We start from the raw sequence: 17,988 nt of genomic DNA on the forward strand, positions 1-17,988 counted from the left end.
CCGGGGTCTACCGATTTCTATTCAATAACGGTAGGACAATGAAGGATATTGTACCAAAAACAACAACCATTAATGTCTGGGCAATCCACATAATCCACCCAAAGGCATCACCAGAAACAGAGCTAATACCATAAATGCCCAATGCAGCGCTTACGGCTATGGGATAGAGCCCAATGCCGCCGTTAGTGGTTGACATGGCAAAAGCACCCGCAACAAAGCCCACCAACAATTGACCCAAACTAAGACCAATGGTTTCTTGGACGGTGTATTTTATGACCCAGAACATGCCGAAATAGGCGACCCAGATAAAGAGTGTATGGAAGATAAAAGGCCATTTGTTCTTCATTTTGAAGACACTTAGCACACCATCTTGAAGTCCATTTAAAAATGCTTTCAACTTAATGGCAAACGGTGATTTGGATTTTCGAATGATATACGAACCTAAGAACAGACCAACAATACCAACTGCCAAGATTCCAATGGCACCAATAATGTTCACACCTTTTTCTTCCAAAAAACCTAAGATAAAGTCGGTTTGAAGCATCAAGGTGATCAAAATGATGATCAAAAGCATAAGAAGGTCAATGACCCTTTCGGTGACAATGGTTCCGAATCCTTTTTCAAAAGGGACTTTTTCGTAGGTGGTGAGTGCAGTAGCCCTTAATATTTCACCAGATCGGGGAATTCCCAAGTTGGCAAAGTAGGAGATGAGCACTATAAAAATGGTATTTATTATTTTGGGGCTGTATCCCATGGGCTCCAACAGGTATTTCCAGCGTATGGCCCTGGAAATATGGCTTGCAATCCCTATGATTACTGAAATACTGACCCAAAAAGGGCTGGCATTGGAAATGTAATGGATGATTTGTTTCCGTTCTTCTGGAGTAGTGGAATTGTAGGAATACCAAACCAAGAAAAGCCCAACGGCAATGGGAACAAAAATCTTCAGGAATTTTTTTAGGGATTTGCCCAAAACTAGTTCAAAAGATTGGTGGCTTCGTTGGGGAAGACCAAAGCTGGATTGAATGACTTGGCTTCTTCAATGCCCATCCAGGCATAGGTGATCAAAATCAAGACGTCGCCAACAGCCACTTTTCGGGCGGCAGCTCCGTTGAGGGTAAGCTCTCCAGAACCCCTGGGTCCAGGAATGGCATAAGTTTCGAGCCGTTCGCCATTGTTGTTGTTCACAATCTGCACTTTTTCGCCCCTAATAATGTTGGCGGCATCCATGATATCTTCATCAATGGTGATACTGCCGATATAATTAAGGTCGGCCCCGGTTACTTTTACCCTGTGAACTTTAGATTTTACAACTTCTACTTGCATGGTGCAAATGTATCAATTCAATCTTAGATTATCTATTAGTCGAACGTCATCAGCATAAACGGCAATGAACGCCCTGTATTTTGTATCATTTTGTTTTTTGAGCATTGGAGTGAGCGTATCCTCATCAGCAATCTGAAAATATTCCAACTCAAACAGTGGATTCTTTTCAAATTCTTCCTTTGCCCAATTTGATATATTATGTGCACTTTCCGTGCCAAATTTTGCTTTGGCAGACTGCAGGGTTTCATAGATGAAACTTGCCTCTTGTCTAGTCGTTTTTGACAGCCTTTCATTACGGGAACTCATGGCCAATCCGTGCGGTTCGCGTTCAATAGGGCAGCCAATGATTTCACAACGTAGTTTTTTGGACGCTGCCATTTTTCGGATAATCTGGAGCTGTTGAAAATCCTTTTCCCCAAAATAGGCTTTGTCTGGCGAAACGGTTCTTAGGAACAGTTCCACAATGGTGCCCACACCGTCAAAATGCCCTTCTCTAAACTCACCTTCCATGACTTTGTCAAGACCATCAAACTTGTAACTTTGAGATTTTATGTTTTCTCCATAAATTTCATCAACGGAAGGGGCAAACACAATTATGTTTTCTGAAACGTCTTCCAAAAGTTTTAAATCCCTTTCAAAGGTTCTGGGATATTTTTCAAGATCATCCTTTTTGTCAAATTGGGTAGGGTTCACAAAAATGCTGACCACAACCCTATCATTTTCCAAAAGTGCTTTTTTAACCAAGGAGATATGACCTTTATGAAGAGCGCCCATAGTGGGCACTAGCCCAATGGTACGGTTCTTGTTGCGCTCTTCCTGTAGAAAGAAGATAAGATCTTTTTTACGGTCAAATATGTGCATTACATGGTTTAAAAGCGTGCAAAAATACTATAAATACTGGTAATCAGCATAATTTTTGTACTTTTGCAGCTACGTTTTTCGGATAAACAAAAGAAAGTGTTTATGAATGGCAAAAAGATATTGTTTGTATCTTCTGAATTAGTTCCTTACCTCCCAGAGAATCCAGTTTCCTTAATGTCGTACGAAGCGCCCCGTATGGTTAATAGCAATGGCGGCCAAATCCGCATTTTTATGCCAAGATATGGAAACATAAACGAACGGAGGCACCAATTGCACGAAGTAATTCGTTTGTCGGGAATGAACTTGGTGATCAACGACATGGATATGCCCTTGATCATTAAAGTGGCATCTATTCCCAAAGAACGTATTCAAGTCTATTTTATAGATAATGAAGAATATTTTAAAAGAAAGGCCACATTTACGGATGGTGAGGGGAATTTGTTTCCAGACAATGATGAGCGAGCCATTTTCTTTGCCAAAGGTGTGGTAGAAACGGTAAAAAAATTAAACTGGTCCCCAGATATTATTCATGTGCATGGCTGGATGGCCTCTTTGCTCCCCTTATATTTAAGGGAGTATTATGCAGATGAGCCGTTATTTGCCGATAGTAAAATAGTCACTTCTATTTACAACAAAAGTTTTGAAGGCGAATTGGATACCGAAATGATCAATAAAATTGCCTTTGATGGTATTGAAAAGGAACAAATTTCATCACTTTCCACACCCGACTATAATAATTTGTTAAAGGTTGCTGCGGATTATTCCGATGCCATTATTTTAGCCGCAGAAGAGGTGTCGGAGGATTTAAAGAGCCACATAGATAATCTATCCAAACCTGTATTGCCCTATGTTTCACTTCAAGAAGCGGAGGAAGCGTACACAAATTTCTATAAAACAGAGGTTTTAAAATAAATTGCATGAAATTTTCCAGGATGATAAAAGTTTCGGCCTTGGTTGGAACTTTATTTTTAATGACCGTTTCTTGTGAAGATGAACTGGACACCATAGGAGAAGGTGTTGTTGGAGGGGAACCTTTCACTACAGGTACGGTAGAATATGATGTTTTTGCCTTTAATAAGAGCATTGCGGCCGTACAGACCAATAGGCTACCCTTGTACCAATTGGGTACTTTTAACGACCCCGTTTATGGAAAGCGGAAGGCAAGTATCATAACCCAGGTTACACTCTCCAGTTCAGAGCCTGTTTTTGGAGATTCTTCACAAGCTACCGAAGATAGTTCAGATTCTGATGATAACGATGCCACTATTCCAGAGAACGAAACGGTAAAAGAAGTCTATCTGTATATCCCGTTCCAAGTACCGCCATCCGCAACTAGGGACAGTGACGGGGATGGTGTGGAAGATGAGTTGGAGAGAACGGATGCGGATGTGAGTGACCCAAATTCAGATTGGGATGGAGACGGTGTAACGGACCTTCAGGAAAAGAATATTGGTTCTAACCCCTTTGATGCAGATGAAGATGGTTCTGCAGACGATTTTATACCTAATATATATCCTCGAACGTTTGATCTGGACAGTATTTATGGGAATAGGACAGAGTCTTTTGAAATAAAGGTTTCAAGAAACACTTATTTCCTTAGGGATTTGGATCCCAACACCAACTTTGAGGAGCGACAACGCTATTTTTCCAACCAAGATTTTTCAAGTTTTATTGGGGAGGAACTGACCATTACAGATGAAGGAAAAAATATCGTTGTTATTGACAACCAAGAAATGTTGTTTTTTGCCGACGATGATCCGGATACGGAAGATGTTGACGAATCAGAAACGGTAGTAGAATCACGCTTGGCCCCGGGCATACGCGTACCTTTGAAACCAGACTTTTTTCAACAGAACATTTTAGACAAGGAAGGACAATCCGAATTGTTGAGCCAATCTAATTTTGCTGATTTTTTTAGAGGTATTCACATTACCGCAGGGGATGCAGATTCAGAGCAATTAATGTTTCTGCTGGATTTGACGGAAGCCAATATCACCATCACCTATACATACGATGATTACAATTCCGAGGATGGGGAGGTTGAAACCGCAGAAAGGGATTATGTTCTTAATTTATTGAATGTAAATAGCAATACTGGCGGTTTTATAGGGAATGCCATCAATATTTTTGAAGAAGACGCGCTTTCGCCAGATATAGCTGGTGGATTGGACAATGGTGAAAATGCTTCCCGTATTTATGTCAAGGGAGCAAAGACCCTCACGGAAATACGATTGTTCGAAGAAACTTTGAACGGAGGAGGGGACATCATCAATCAAATTAAAGCTAACAATTGGATTATTAACGAGGCCAATTTGGTATTTTATGTAGATCGTAATACACTGGACGCAGGAGATGCGGTTGTGGAGCCACCAAGACTTTATCTGTACAATGCTGAGACCAACCAGCCTTTGTACAACATTGCCACTGAAAGTAATACCAGTGATGGTCCTTTGGGGCTATACCTTAATTATGACGGCATTCTTGACAAAGAAGAAAGTAATAAGGGTATAAAATATACGATTAGGATAACCGAACACCTTAATAACATCATTGTAAGGGATTCCACAAATGCCAGTTTGGGACTGACCTTAACATCGGATATTGACTTCATTCAAGTACAAGAAGGGATGGATGGTGCCAGCCAAGGAATTGATGTTCCGGTAAGGGCATCCATCAGTCCGTTGGGAACTATACTTTATGGCAGTAATGTTGATGCTGCAAACGAGGACAAAAAATTAAAACTTCAAATTAGTTATACGGAAGCCAACTAATATTGCTTCTTATGGTTAATTTTGCGTTGTTCATCGTTTTGAACGTGTCGTTTCGTGGGTTTTTGCCCAATAGATTATAATTTTAAGGACCTAAACCCAACAACAACCGTTCAACAAAAATCTATCTTATGTGTGGAATAGTAGGGTATATTGGTCATAGAGACGCATATCCCATAATCATAAAAGGTCTTCAAAGACTGGAATATAGAGGATACGATAGTGCTGGAATAGTACTTTTTGATGGTGAAAACACCAGTCTGTCCAAAACCAAGGGTAAGGTCGAGGACCTAAAGCACAAAACAGAAACTTCAATATCCACAGCAGGAAAACTTGGGCTTGGACATACAAGATGGGCCACCCATGGAGTTCCCAATGATGTGAATTCCCATCCCCATTATTCAAATTCCGGGGATTTGGTGATTATCCATAATGGAATCATAGAAAATTATGAATCCATAAAAACAGCACTGATCAAAAGGGGATATTCCTTTCAATCGGATACGGACACCGAAGTCCTGGTCAACCTAATTGAAGAGGTTAAGAAAAAGGAAGGCGTAAAATTGGGTAAGGCGGTACAAATTGCACTCAACCAAGTTGTGGGCGCTTATGCCATTGCCGTTTTTGATAAAAATAAACCCGATGAAATTGTAGTGGCCAAACTAGGGAGTCCATTGGCCATTGGAATAGGGGAAAACGAATACTTTATTGCATCAGACGCTTCTCCATTTATTGAGTTTACCAATAATGCGGTCTATTTGGAGGATGAGGAAATGGCTATTGTACGTATTGGAAAGGAAATCAAGTTGCGCAAAATCAAGGATGATGCCATTGCCTATCCCAATATCCATGAACTTCAAATGAACCTGGAAGAGATTGAAAAGGGAGGCTACGAGCATTTCATGCTAAAGGAAATCTATGAGCAGCCCAGGGCCATATTGGATACCTATAGAGGGCGCTTGCTCGCGGATAAAGGCCTGATAAAAATGGCGGGCATTGATCAAAATTTGGAGAAATTTCTCAATGCCAACAGAATCATTATTGTGGCTTGTGGGACATCATGGCATGCCGGACTCGTGGCCGAGTACATTTTTGAGGATTTGGCCAGGATTCCTGTTGAAGTGGAATACGCGTCGGAATTCAGATATAGAAATCCCGTGATTTCAGAAAATGATGTGTTGATTGCCATTTCGCAATCTGGAGAGACGGCAGACACCTTGGCGGCCATTAAGTTGGCCAAAGAAAAAGGAGCTTTTGTGTTTGGGGTTTGCAATGTAGTGGGCTCCTCAATAGCCCGTGAAACCCATGCAGGAGCCTATACCCATGCTGGGCCAGAGATTGGAGTGGCTTCAACAAAAGCATTTACCACGCAGATTACGGTACTCACCCTCATAGCTTTAAAACTGGCCCAAGAAAAAGGAACTTTGTCACAATCCAAATACCATGAGTATTTAGCGGAGTTGGAAAGTATTCCTGCAAAAGTGGAGAGGACCTTGGAGTCCAATGCCATTGTGGAACAAATTTCAGAAATATACCAAGGTTCCACCAACTGCCTGTATTTGGGCAGGGGGTACAATTTCCCAGTAGCACTGGAAGGTGCCTTGAAACTAAAAGAAATTAGTTACATCCACGCAGAGGGCTATCCAGCTGCTGAGATGAAACACGGGCCCATCGCCTTGATCGATGAGCAAATGCCAGTGATTGTGATTGCTACCAAAAAAGGACATTACGAGAAGGTGGTCAGCAACATTCAGGAAATCAAATCCAGAAATGGGCGAATCATTGCCATTGTTACTGAGGGAGATAAGACCGTAAAAGAGCTTGCAGACCACGTTGTTGAGGTTCCAGAAACCTCAGAGGGGCTTTCACCTTTATTGACCACAATACCACTACAATTGTTGTCGTACCACATTGCCGTAATGCGGGGATGCAATGTAGACCAGCCTAGAAATTTGGCAAAATCGGTTACTGTAGAGTAACTTTCCAGATTGTTAATTTACTATCGAGTGGCACCCATTTGGGTGCCATTTTTATTAAATACACAGATTTGGCCCCTATATTTTATGAAAAAAGTATTATGCATGCATAATTTTTTTCAATTTTGTGGAAATCAAATAAAAAAAAATGTATCTTCCACCACCATTGCTTAACAAACGCTTAATTCTAATTTAACTCTAATTCAAAGCTGATGAGAAGACTTTTATTCATTTCCCTAATGATGTTTGGAGTTGTATCCTATGCTCAAACAACTGTACAGGGAAAGGTAGTAGATGATAATAATGAGCCCATACCAGGGGCCAATGTGGTTTTGGTGGGAAAAGCAGAAGGAACCACCACTGACTTTGATGGAAATTTTACCTTCAATACTTCGGAAGAACCCCCATTTCAACTTCGATTTACCAGTATTGGATTTTCAGATGTTGTGACCAATGTCACTTCTAACAACCAGACGCTTACCATAACCCTATCAGAAGCCAACACCTTGTTGGACGAGATTGTGATTTCCGCTTCAAGAACCCCGGAGCGTATTTTTGAATCTCCTGTATCCGTAGAAAGATTTGGGCTAAGGGAAATTAAGAACACCACCGCCGAATCCTTTTATGGCGGCCTACAAAATTTAAAAGGTGTTGACATTAACACCAACAGTTTAACCTTTCAATCTATCAATACCAGAGGTTTTGCCACATTTGCCAACAACCGATTTTTACAGTTGGTGGATGGAATGGACAACACTGCACCGGGTCTTAACTTCGTGTTGGGTAACCTAGTGGGGATGTCCGAATTGGATGTGCAAAGTGTGGAAATTTTACCTGGAGCTTCTTCGGCATTATATGGTGCAGGTGCTTTTAACGGTATTTTGTTCATGACCAGTAAAAACCCGTTCGATTTTCAAGGGATAAGTGCCTATGCTAAGGGCGGGGTAACCATCCAAGATGCCGCTGGAAGCAATTTTTATAAGGATTTTGGGGTACGTGCCGCTCACGCCTTTAGTGACAAAGTTGCTGTTAAGGCAAACCTATCTGTTTTAACCGGTGAAGATTGGCATGCTAACCGTACAGTGGATTTAAACAACCCAGGGGCAGACCGCTCCAATCCGGCCTACGATGGTTTAAATGTATACGGAGATGAAGTTTCAACTACGTTGAACTTTGATGCCGCTGCAGGATTACCAACAGGCACCGTTGGGTCGGCTGTCATTTCAAGAACCGGATATGACGAAGCTGATTTGGCCAATTACAATGCAGAAAGTGTAAAAGCAGATTTTGCATTGCACTACAGGCCTTTTGGCAATGACTTAGAGGTCATCTTTAACAGTAGGATTGGTAGAGGTACTACCATATACCAAGGAGCTAACCGTTATGCTGTTTCAGGATTTACCATGCAGCAGCACAAAGTTGAAATTAAAAACGATAATTTCTTTCTTCGAGGATACATCGTTTCCGAAAATTCAGGAGACGCTTATGATACTCGTTTTGCAGCAATTAATATTAATAGAGCTTGGAAGTCAGATACCCAATGGTTCACGGATTATGCCAGTGCATATATACCAACCTATTTGGGAGGGATACAACAAGGTGGGCTTACACCCGAACAAGCTTCTACCCAAGCGCATATAGTAGGTAGACAAGCAGCTGATACTGGAAGATTGATTCCTGGTACACCAGGTTTCCAGAATGCGTTCAATACGGTAACAAATGATGGGGATTTGACCACTGGAGCCAAGTTTGTGGATGAAACCAAGTTCCGTCATGTAAATGGAAACTATAATTTGGCCCATTTGATTGATGACTGGGCCGATATCCAAATAGGAGGGTCGTTCAGGGAATACGAACTAAATTCAAACGGAACTATCTTTACCGATATTGATGGCCCTATTACCTACAACGAATATGGTGCTTATCTCCAAATTCAAAAAAAGCTTCTGGATGATCGTTTAAAATTCACTGGCTCTGCCCGTTATGATAAAAACGAATTCTTTGATGGGTTTTTATCGCCAAGGCTCTCCGTGGCCTACACTTTAGGTGAAAAGCGAAATCATAACCTAAGAGTTTCGGTTCAACAAGGTTTCCGAAACCCAACCACACAGGATTTGTTTATTGGTTTGAATGCTGGTCGAGCTATTTTAGTGGGTTCTGCCCCTACAAACTTGGATCGAGATGTAAGAACATTCAATGTGAGCCAAGCGGCTCAGGATAACCTAGGAATACCTGCTACTGTGGAAATTACTGGTCGTGCAGCTTATGAAAACGCCTATTCTACTAGCTCTTTGCAAGCTGGAGCACCTCAGGCAGTGACTACACCTTTGGTACAACCCGAAGAAATAACCGCTTACGAAGCTGGGTACAGAGCCCAAGTGGGTAAGTTCACCATTGATATGAGCGGATACTACAATAAGTATAAAAACTTCTTGGCCAATACCACCACTGCAGTTCCATTTTATGGTGAAGCCGGGGATGGAGGATTGTCTTTGTTGGCTGTTCAAAATGGGGATTTTCAGGTGTATCAAACCTACACCAATTCAGATGAGGACATTAACTCCTACGGAGCAACTGTTGGGGTGGACACCAAATTGGGCAACTTTGATTTAGGCGTAAATTATACCTATGCCGAATTGGATATTGATGAAGGCAGGTTGTCAGATTTCAGAACCAATTTTAACACGCCAAAACACAAGGTCAAGGCGTCATTCGGGAATACAGCTTTGTTCGAGAACTTTGGTTTTAACGTAAACTATAGATGGAGCGACACTTATTTCTGGGAAGCCTCCTTTGCTGATGGGCAAATTCCTTCGTTTACCGTATTGGATGCACAGATCAACTATGCCGTTCCAAGCTTGAAATCCATTTTTAAGGTTGGCGGATCCAATATTTTGGGTGATGAATACTACACCGCAATCGGTACAGGTAATATAGGTTCCATTTACTACGTATCATGGACCATAAACCCTTAAACAGGAGTAAATAAGAAAAAGTAAAGGCGTTGGATTTCCCAACGCCTTTTTTCTTTTTAAAAAAAGCTAAAATCGGTTTCTCAATAATGAGGGAAAAACATATCTTTGCAGCCGAAAAAATAGCGGTTATTTTCCGCGTATTCATTTATAAATAAACACACTAATGTCTAAAGTAACAGGAAAGGTTGCCCAAATTATAGGCCCGGTCATTGATGTTGAGTTTGAATCTGGGGTAGAAATCCCAAGAATTTATGACTCCCTTGAAATTGCAAAAGCTGATGGCTCAAAATTGGTTTTGGAAGTACAATCCCATGTTGGTGAGAATACCGTAAGAACCATTTCTATGGACTCTACCGATGGATTGAGCAGAGGAGTAGAAGTTGTAGCTACCGGAAATCCAATTCAAATGCCAATCGGGGAGGATGTTTACGGACGTCTTTTTAACGTGATCGGTGATGCCATCGACGGTATGGAAAACCTTCCTAAAGCTGGAGACAATGGACTTCCAATTCACAGGGAAGCCCCAAAATTTGAAGATTTATCCACTTCCACAGAAGTACTTTTTACAGGGATTAAGGTAATCGACCTTATTGAGCCTTATGCCAAGGGTGGTAAAATTGGATTGTTCGGTGGTGCCGGTGTAGGTAAAACCGTATTGATTCAGGAATTGATCAACAACATCGCAAAAGGTCATGGTGGTTTGTCTGTATTCGCAGGTGTTGGTGAACGTACCCGTGAAGGAAACGATTTGCTTCGTGAGATGTTGGAGTCTGGAATTATAAAATACGGAGACGATTTCTTGCACTCCATGGAAGAAGGCGGATGGGATTTGTCCAAAGTAGACAAGAAAGCCATGAAGGAATCCAAGGCAACCTTCGTGTTCGGTCAGATGAACGAACCTCCAGGTGCCCGTGCCCGTGTGGCATTGTCTGGATTGACCATTGCTGAATATTTCCGTGATGGATCAGGGGAAGGACAGGGAAAAGACGTTCTTTTCTTCGTGGATAACATTTTCCGTTTTACCCAAGCAGGTTCTGAGGTATCCGCACTTTTAGGTCGTATGCCTTCTGCTGTGGGTTACCAACCTACCTTGGCCACTGAGATGGGTGCCATGCAGGAACGAATTACATCCACAAAAAGAGGTTCCATTACATCGGTACAGGCGGTTTATGTACCTGCGGATGACTTAACGGATCCTGCACCAGCAACTACTTTCGCTCACTTGGATGCTACTACCGTACTTTCACGTAAGATTGCCGAGTTAGGGATTTACCCTGCGGTGGATCCTTTGGATTCTACTTCTAGGATTTTGACTCCTGAGATTTTGGGTAAAGAACATTACGATTGTGCACAACGTGTAAAAGAGTTGTTGCAACGTTATAAAGAGCTTCAGGATATTATAGCCATCTTGGGTATGGAGGAACTTTCTGAAGAAGATAAATTGGCTGTTGGTAGAGCAAGACGTGTACAACGTTTCTTGTCCCAGCCTTTCCACGTAGCCGAGCAGTTTACCGGTATCCCTGGAGTTTTGGTTGACATTAAGGACACTATTAAAGGATTCAACATGATTATGGATGGTGAGTTAGATCACTTGCCAGAATCAGCCTTTAACCTTAAAGGAACCATTGACGAGGCCATTGAGGCTGGGGAGAAAATGTTGGCTGAAGCATAAACCAGTTAAGAGTTAAGAATGTAGAGTTCGGAGTAACTCATAACTCATAACTCGTAACTCACAACTTAAAAAGATGTATTTAGAAATCGTATCACCAGAAGCCACTTTGTTTGCCGGAGAAGTAACCTCGGTTACCGTACCAGGTGTGAACGGAGAGTTCCAGATGTTGGAAAATCACGCTCCCATAGTTTCATTGCTACAAGAGGGAAGAGTGAAGGTGAAGGGTAACATTACCATAGATGAAGCCTTTGAAAACAAGTTTTCCAAAGGAAAGGATGGAGAAACCATACTTCCCATTACCAGTGGTACTGTGGAAATGAAGGACAATAAAGTGATTGTCCTAGCCGATTAAAATAAATGAATTCATACACAAAAAAACCGCTCAACTGAGCGGTTTTTTTATTCTAAAATAATAAGGTGCCATTCTTTATCGTCGGAGGGATACACCTTTAGGGTTTTAAACCCAACGGCTGCATGGGCTGAAAGTGACCGCTTGTTTTTTCCATCAACCTCTGTGATAATCGTATCAAAACCTTCGGGCAATCTGTTCTTCATGGTCAGATACAGATTTCTGAAAATACCCTTGCCCCTATGACTTTTGGCTACACAAATCTGACCCATAACCATATAATTATCTTGATTCTGAATCACTTTTTTGATTTCGGTGAACATGGGCCGTAATACTGCAATGGAATCTGCAAAAATGGAATGCATACACAGCGCATAGCCTACGACATCGCCATTATCGACAGCAATGATATGCCCACATTTTTCATTCATGGCTTTTAAAATTTCCATGGAATGCTCAACCGTTAAAAAACCTTCTTTCTCTTTATCTTCAGCAGATAGGCTTTTGATAAGGTTTTCTTGTTGTAGCGAGAGAATTTGCTCCAATTCCTGATCGCTGGAGGCCTGTTTGCAGTAAATCATTTATTCACTCTTGAGCCAAGCGTTGCGTTGTTCCAGCATTTGGGCTGCTGGGGTTTGTTCCGCATCTTCCATCAAGTGCATGGAATAATCTGGATTGAGACCAAGAACCAAAGTTGTGGTCATAGACTTTTCGTAGCGCATAAAATCAACTTTTAAGGTATCACCCACCTTGAATTGTTTTAGATATTCGGTAAAACCTTGCCCCTTGGACAATGGAAGGCCATTAATGGATGTAATGATATCGCCTTTGTCCAATCCGGCAATATAAGCAGGACTTTCCATAGTGGGATTTCCTAAAACTGTAGCCGTACCATCTGTATTTATTTCAACATAAGGACCAAAACCGGGAACGTTATTCTGCTGCTCAAGTGCCACACCCACTGATTCAAATAATGGCCCGTATTCTGGCATTTCACTCTTGTAGATATAAGAATTAAAAAAGGTGTCGCCAAACTTCTTTCCTGCATATTGGTTCAGGGTCTGGTGCAAATCTTCAACGGTATATGGATTTTCTGTTTCCCCAAATCGCTCGTAAGCCAACTTCATAAAATCATCCAAATTGAGTCCATTTTGGCGCAAGGACAAGTCCAACGCCAGTCCCAACACACTCCCATAAGAGTAGTAGGATATAAAAGTGTTTTCCCGATTCACAGGATCCACCGAAGTTGCAGCATCCACAAATGGGGCCTGATAACTCATTTCAATGGGATTAAAAAACTGACGTGCCGGGGAATTCCATACATAATTAAACGTACCCGCAAGTCCTTCGACATATTCTTTGGGTGAAATAAGACCTCCTCGGCAAAGAATGAGGTTGGTATAATAACTGGTAAAACCTTCAGCAAACCAAAGTTCTCCACTCATGTTGGCCGCTTCAAAATCAAAAGGTTCCAACGATTGGGGTCGCATACGTTCCACATTCCAAGCATGAAAAAACTCGTGGGAAACCGTACCAATATTGCGTTCCATTCCTCCTTCGGCCAAACTTCTAGTACTGGTTAAAATGGTGGAATTCCTATGCTCCATACCATCCCCTGAGGCATTGGGAATATAACAGGCCAAAAAAGTGTACCTATCATAATCAAAATTAGGCAGTTCCCCATACACCTCCTTTTCCGCCAATACTACCTTTTTCACTTTTTCAAAATAGGTGTCAGCCTCTTCTTCAGAACCATTGTGGTGCATTGCCAATTGTATGGTATTGCCATCAACCTCAAAAGACCTGAGCATAAAGTCGCTGATTTCAGTTGGACTATCCATAAAATAATACAGATTAGGAGCCGAATAGGTGGTGCTGGAGACCAAAGGCAATTGGGTGGCCACTTTCCAGTTGAGGTCTTCCCGAACATCAAAGGTTACTTCAATTTTTCGATCACTTAATTCTGGGGAAAACATAAAAGTTGCCGGAATGTTGAGGTGGGCATGAGTCTCATCTATTTGGGAATAGGTGCCTCCCCCTCTATTCGCAAACAGGATATATTCAATTTTAACAGTGCCATCATGCCCTGTTACCTGCCATTCATACGGACTGGGGCGATAAACGCTTAAGGGATTTCCTTTACTGTCCATTGCTTTAAAACCATAGACATTTTTGGCAAATTCGTGTAGGGCATACCTTCCTGGAGAGGTTCTGCTCATTCGAAAGGAAATCGTATCCATTTTTAAATCAGGGAACGCAGCTTGAATGACTGCTTCATGATGCACAGCATTGCCAAATGAGATGCTATAGGTATTGGTCTGCGCTGTTAAAAAGAGGGTTGAAAAGAGCGCAAAGACGGATAGAATAAATTTCATTTTCAGTCAGGTTTATAAAGGACTAAGATACTGTTTAAAAACAGTAAGTACTACATTTGTGGTATGGAGAAATTTCCCAAAAAGTTACTGCGTAAGCTGTCTGAGCGAATGGCGAAGGATGCCATGCGCAATTTGTTATCGGTTGATGGATTGGTAGATTTTTCCTCAAATGATTATCTGGGCTTTGCCCGAAACGAAAATCTGTCCAAACAGGCTTCCATTTTTCTCGAAAAGGATTCTCAAAAAAATGGGGCAACCGGCTCTAGGTTACTCACCGGAAATCATGATTTGTATGTTGAATTAGAAGATTTTTTAACCATGCATCACAAATCGGAATCTGCCTTAGTGTTCAATTCGGGCTATGATGCCAATGTTGGTTTTTTTTCTTCAGTGCCACAGCGAGGCGACATCATTTTTTATGATGAGTTGGTCCATGCCAGTATTCGGGATGGTATTCAAATGGGGCATGCGAAGAACTATAAGTTTGAACATAACAGTATCGATGATTTGCGCCGTCATATTGAGCGAAGTCGAAATAGGGACGGTAAATCAGAAATATATATTGCCACCGAATCCGTTTTTTCCATGGATGGAGATTCCCCCGATTTAGTGGGCTTGGCCAATTTTTGTACTGAAAATGGCTGTCATTTAATTGTGGACGAGGCCCATGCCACTGGAATTTTTGGCGAGGGAAGGGATTTAACCTGCCAATTGGGATTGGAAAAACAGGTCTTTGCCCGGATCATTACGTTTGGAAAAGCCTTGGGCTGTCACGGAGCCGCTATTTTAGGGAGTGATACACTTAAAAGCTACTTGGTCAATTTTGCCAGAAGTTTGATTTATACAACAGCATTACCACCCCATTCGGTTGCAATTCTTTTGGGTTCCTATCATTATTTGAGGGATTTTGGTGAGGAGCAGTGTAAGCTACTTCAGCAGCATATCAACTATTTTAAAATAAAATTGGAGCAATTAGGGATAGCTGATATATTTATCGAAAGCAATTCAGCGATTCAATGTGCTATTATTCCGGGCAATGCTACGGTAAAGCCAATAGCATCAAAATTGCAGCAAGAGGGTTTTGATGTTCGACCGATTCTTTCCCCAACGGTAAAGGAAGGAGAAGAGCGCTTGCGATTTTGTTTGCATGCTTTCAACACAACAAAAGAAATATCGCAAGTTTTAAAATTGCTAAAAAGTGAATTTAAGTGAAAAAGGAATTTTATACGCTTGACTCATTTTTTCTAGAGTCGGATGCCCAAATGGCAAAAGCAAAGCTTGAGTCCGAAGGAATTCCTGCTTTTATCTGGGAAGAAAACCTTAATTATCATACAGCAACAAGTTACTCAAGGGTGCGTTTGCAGGTCTATTTATCCCAAAAGGAAGAAGCATTACGTGTTTATGAAGAGATTAAAAGTTATGCAAGGGATGAAAAGGGAAATTTGATTGTATGTCCCAACTGCAAGGCCACAAAATCTGAAAAATATTATTCCAGAAAAGGTCTTTTCTTTAAACTTTTTCCGTTTTTTGAGTCTGCGAAGTACAGATGTATGCAGTGTAATTTTATTACAAGACCCCAACAATAATGGTATTATTTATAACCGGGATTTCGACAGAAGTGGGAAAAACGTTGGCCTCTGCTATTGTGGTGGAAGCCCTGCAAGCGGATTACTGGAAACCCATCCAGGCAGGCGATTTGGATAACTCCGACAGCCATAAAGTGGAAGCCCTTATTTCCAATGATAAAACCGAAATCCACACCAATAGTTATGCCTTAAAAACTCCGATGAGCCCACATGCCGCCGCGGCTATTGATGGAATTACCATTGATTTGAACAAAATCGTTCCCCCAGAAACCAAAAACCATTTGGTGATTGAAGGCGCTGGCGGATTGTTGGTTCCCTTGAACGATACCGATACCATTTTTGACCTTATTCAACTCCATTACAAAGTCATTGTGGTGTCCCGGCATTATTTGGGAAGCATCAACCATACCCTTTTGACCTTGCAAAAATTGCAGGAAAAGAAGGTGAAAGTCGGTATAATTTTCAGTGGCGATGAGCATCCGACAACTGAGGAAATCATTTTGAAGAAATCTGAAGTGACTTTTTTGGGACGAATCAACGAGGAACAAAAGTTTGACAAGGAAGTCATTAAAAAATATGCAGAGCAGTTCAAGTCTGTTCTGGAATCATTCTAGCCGCTGGTAAATGAGTCCACGACCCACGGTTTCCACCAAGGTGTAGTGTTCCATCAAATAAGTGTCAATATAAGAGTTGACCTCAATCAATTTTTTGTCAAAAATCTTTTTTCCGTTCCGAGCCACCAAGGTTTTGGGTTGAAGCACTTCCATGATATACCGCAATTCTTCCATGCCGGTCTTTCTTGGATTTTCCATATAAGGGAAAATCTCTTCCCGAACCACATTGCTTGGATGTGTGGCTGCTTTGGTGGGTGGACTCTCGTTCAGCACCCAATATCCAATATGATATTCTGTAAAAAAAATATTTTTGGTTTCTAGGTTGTGCTCAACAATGTAATTGGGCACATCAATTCCCTCCCCATTAAAAAAAGAACCCTTTTCCAATTTATGGGAAACAATATTGGCGTATTCCAAATAGGATTCCATTGGAATAAGAGCCAAAAGCAAAAAAAGCAAGGGTCTATATCGTTTTTTAGGTTGCGGAAGTTTTCCCACCGCCATGCTAAAAGGTATTAAAATCAAAGGATAGAGTTGAATCAGATAATGACCATTGATTTTGCCCGCCTGCATAAACGACAATAAAGTTCCAACGACTATAGCGGTTAAAATTTGTAGTTCCCTAGCCTTCCAGTCAATAATTTTGGTTGCAAATCCTGCGGTGAGCAAGCCCAAAATCACGATTAAAAAGGGCAAGGTTTTCAAGGGGGAATGGAATTTTCCTTCGGAATAGGCCAGTGGGGCCTCAAAAATGGACTGCCACCAAAGATGTGTGTTTCCTTCCAAATAATAAGGAAGAACCGTTAGTAACACGATTAAGACCGTGCCCATGCCCATAAAGACCAAACCTTGGAAAGTAGACCACAACTGTCGATTTTTATAGCCAATCCATAAAAGGCATAATCCCAAAATTAAGACAGGATAGGCCATGTTTAATTTGGACATGACCGAGAGTCCCAAGAGAAGCCCAGAAATAAAATACCAAATTCCACCATTTTTGAGGAACACCACATACAAAGCGGTCATAAAAAAGAAAGTACAGATATGTTCAGACATTACGCCCTGCAAACTTCCAAAGAGACTTAGAAAGAACACACAGAACACGGCACACCAAAAGGCAATTTTTTTGGAAGTTATTTGGGACGCTATTCCATAGGTGAACAAGGAAGTCAATGCTACCAATACAGTTCCAAATAACCGAATGGCAATAAAACTTTTCCCGAATAATTTTATGACGATGGCAAAGAACAAAAATGTTATTGGTGGCTTTAGGTCCCAAAGCTGGGTGTAAGGCAAATGACCATCCACCCATGATTGTCCCATGATGATAAAAGTGCTTTCGTCACGATCAACATAATCCCTAAAGAAAAAGGGAAACCGGATAAAAAGGGCCACCAAAAACAAAATCAATAGAACCGCCTTCCAGTTAAAGTCTTCATATCGGATAGAAGTAAGGGAGGGGATTTTAGTAAACACGGTCAGGATT

Annotated in this window: 15 protein-coding genes; 9 read left to right on the top strand and 6 right to left on the bottom strand. The window is 41.4% G+C overall.

The genetic code is table 11. The features are described from left to right. Positions 1-7: 7 nt before the first annotated feature. The 3 genes from J0X14_RS02985 to panC are packed head-to-tail and all read right to left on the bottom strand — an operon-like array spanning position 8 to position 2,187. Positions 8-973 (bottom strand): YbhN family protein, encoded by a 966-nt coding sequence (locus J0X14_RS02985; protein WP_207096266.1) that lies wholly within the window; start codon positions 971-973, stop codon positions 8-10. Positions 974-975: 2 nt separating this feature from the next. Next, entirely contained in the window at positions 976-1,326 is a 351-nt protein-coding gene (panD, locus tag J0X14_RS02990) for an aspartate 1-decarboxylase (RefSeq protein WP_067036702.1), read from the bottom strand. Positions 1,327-1,338: 12 nt separating this feature from the next. Beyond that, a complete protein-coding gene (gene panC / locus J0X14_RS02995) occupies positions 1,339-2,187 on the bottom strand; it encodes a pantoate--beta-alanine ligase (RefSeq protein WP_207096267.1) in 849 nt (282 codons plus the stop codon). A 102-nt stretch (positions 2,188-2,289) separates the two neighbouring features. On the opposite strand from panC, the gene J0X14_RS03000 reads away from it, so the two are divergent. From J0X14_RS03000 to J0X14_RS03025, 6 genes are all read left to right on the top strand, one after another. Continuing rightward, the gene (locus J0X14_RS03000; RefSeq protein WP_207096268.1) at positions 2,290-3,099 is read left to right on the top strand and encodes a glycogen/starch synthase; all 810 of its coding nucleotides are present in this window, start codon (positions 2,290-2,292) and stop codon (positions 3,097-3,099) included. Positions 3,100-3,104: 5 nt separating this feature from the next. Continuing rightward, positions 3,105-4,958 carry a DUF4270 domain-containing protein gene (locus tag J0X14_RS03005; RefSeq protein ID WP_207096269.1) on the top strand — a complete coding sequence of 618 codons (1,854 nt, stop codon included), beginning with the start codon at positions 3,105-3,107 and terminating at the stop codon, positions 4,956-4,958. 128 nt (positions 4,959-5,086) lie between these two features. After that, a complete protein-coding gene (glmS, locus tag J0X14_RS03010) occupies positions 5,087-6,934 on the top strand; it encodes a glutamine--fructose-6-phosphate transaminase (isomerizing) (RefSeq protein WP_207096270.1) in 1,848 nt (615 codons plus the stop codon). Positions 6,935-7,143: 209 nt separating this feature from the next. Further along, positions 7,144-9,906 carry a TonB-dependent receptor gene (locus J0X14_RS03015; protein WP_207096271.1) on the top strand — a complete coding sequence of 921 codons (2,763 nt, stop codon included), beginning with the start codon at positions 7,144-7,146 and terminating at the stop codon, positions 9,904-9,906. Between the two features lie 163 nt (positions 9,907-10,069). Further along, positions 10,070-11,578 carry a F0F1 ATP synthase subunit beta gene (atpD, locus tag J0X14_RS03020; protein WP_207096272.1) on the top strand — a complete coding sequence of 503 codons (1,509 nt, stop codon included), beginning with the start codon at positions 10,070-10,072 and terminating at the stop codon, positions 11,576-11,578. A gap of 73 nt (positions 11,579-11,651) precedes the next feature. Continuing rightward, a complete protein-coding gene (locus tag J0X14_RS03025; protein ID WP_207096273.1) occupies positions 11,652-11,930 on the top strand; it encodes a F0F1 ATP synthase subunit epsilon in 279 nt (92 codons plus the stop codon). A 47-nt stretch (positions 11,931-11,977) separates the two neighbouring features. On the opposite strand, the gene J0X14_RS03030 is transcribed toward J0X14_RS03025, so the two are convergent. Together J0X14_RS03030 and J0X14_RS03035 are read right to left on the bottom strand one after the other, a co-directional pair. Further along, positions 11,978-12,508, bottom strand: a complete 531-nt coding sequence (locus tag J0X14_RS03030; RefSeq protein ID WP_207096274.1) for a GNAT family N-acetyltransferase — start codon at positions 12,506-12,508, stop codon at positions 11,978-11,980. Then, positions 12,509-14,302, bottom strand: a complete 1,794-nt coding sequence (locus J0X14_RS03035; RefSeq protein ID WP_207096275.1) for a M61 family metallopeptidase — start codon at positions 14,300-14,302, stop codon at positions 12,509-12,511. A gap of 63 nt (positions 14,303-14,365) precedes the next feature. On the opposite strand from J0X14_RS03035, the gene J0X14_RS03040 reads away from it, so the two are divergent. From J0X14_RS03040 to bioD, 3 genes are read left to right on the top strand one after another with little or no spacing between them, the layout of a single operon-like run. Next, the gene (locus tag J0X14_RS03040; protein ID WP_207096276.1) at positions 14,366-15,514 is read left to right on the top strand and encodes an aminotransferase class I/II-fold pyridoxal phosphate-dependent enzyme; all 1,149 of its coding nucleotides are present in this window, start codon (positions 14,366-14,368) and stop codon (positions 15,512-15,514) included. Further along, a complete protein-coding gene (locus tag J0X14_RS03045) occupies positions 15,511-15,888 on the top strand; it encodes a DUF2007 domain-containing protein (protein ID WP_207096277.1) in 378 nt (125 codons plus the stop codon). The genes J0X14_RS03040 and J0X14_RS03045 overlap by 4 nt, the downstream gene beginning before the upstream one ends. Further along, positions 15,888-16,502 (top strand): dethiobiotin synthase, encoded by a 615-nt coding sequence (gene bioD, locus J0X14_RS03050; protein ID WP_207096278.1) that lies wholly within the window; start codon positions 15,888-15,890, stop codon positions 16,500-16,502. The genes J0X14_RS03045 and bioD overlap by 1 nt, the downstream gene beginning before the upstream one ends. Here bioD and J0X14_RS03055 read toward each other — a convergent pair. Continuing rightward, positions 16,494-17,978: an ArnT family glycosyltransferase gene (locus J0X14_RS03055; protein ID WP_317194412.1), complete on the bottom strand. Its 1,485-nt coding sequence runs from the start codon at positions 17,976-17,978 to the stop codon at positions 16,494-16,496. The two genes, bioD and J0X14_RS03055, sit on opposite strands and share 9 nt — an antisense overlap. Between the last annotated feature and the right edge of the window lie 10 nt (positions 17,979-17,988).

Origin of the sequence: Allomuricauda sp. CAU 1633, assembly GCF_017313225.1 — a bacterium.
Taxonomy (GTDB): Bacteria; Bacteroidota; Bacteroidia; order Flavobacteriales; family Flavobacteriaceae; genus Flagellimonas.

What these genes read in the sequence shown, in the direction of transcription:
- J0X14_RS03005 (WP_207096269.1), top strand. Translation starts at nt 3,105, where the DNA reads ATGAAATTTTCCAGGATGATAAAAGTTTCGGCCTTGGTTGGAACTTTA.
- J0X14_RS03030 (WP_207096274.1), bottom strand. Translation starts at nt 12,508, where the DNA reads ATGATTTACTGCAAACAGGCCTCCAGCGATCAGGAATTGGAGCAAATT.
- panC (WP_207096267.1), bottom strand. Translation starts at nt 2,187, where the DNA reads ATGCACATATTTGACCGTAAAAAAGATCTTATCTTCTTTCTACAGGAA.
- bioD (WP_207096278.1), top strand. Translation starts at nt 15,888, where the DNA reads ATGGTATTATTTATAACCGGGATTTCGACAGAAGTGGGAAAAACGTTG.
- J0X14_RS03025 (WP_207096273.1), top strand. Translation starts at nt 11,652, where the DNA reads ATGTATTTAGAAATCGTATCACCAGAAGCCACTTTGTTTGCCGGAGAA.
- glmS (WP_207096270.1), top strand. Translation starts at nt 5,087, where the DNA reads ATGTGTGGAATAGTAGGGTATATTGGTCATAGAGACGCATATCCCATA.
- J0X14_RS03000 (WP_207096268.1), top strand. Translation starts at nt 2,290, where the DNA reads ATGAATGGCAAAAAGATATTGTTTGTATCTTCTGAATTAGTTCCTTAC.
- J0X14_RS03035 (WP_207096275.1), bottom strand. Translation starts at nt 14,302, where the DNA reads ATGAAATTTATTCTATCCGTCTTTGCGCTCTTTTCAACCCTCTTTTTA.
- atpD (WP_207096272.1), top strand. Translation starts at nt 10,070, where the DNA reads ATGTCTAAAGTAACAGGAAAGGTTGCCCAAATTATAGGCCCGGTCATT.
- J0X14_RS03040 (WP_207096276.1), top strand. Translation starts at nt 14,366, where the DNA reads ATGGAGAAATTTCCCAAAAAGTTACTGCGTAAGCTGTCTGAGCGAATG.
- J0X14_RS03015 (WP_207096271.1), top strand. Translation starts at nt 7,144, where the DNA reads ATGAGAAGACTTTTATTCATTTCCCTAATGATGTTTGGAGTTGTATCC.
- panD (WP_067036702.1), bottom strand. Translation starts at nt 1,326, where the DNA reads ATGCAAGTAGAAGTTGTAAAATCTAAAGTTCACAGGGTAAAAGTAACC.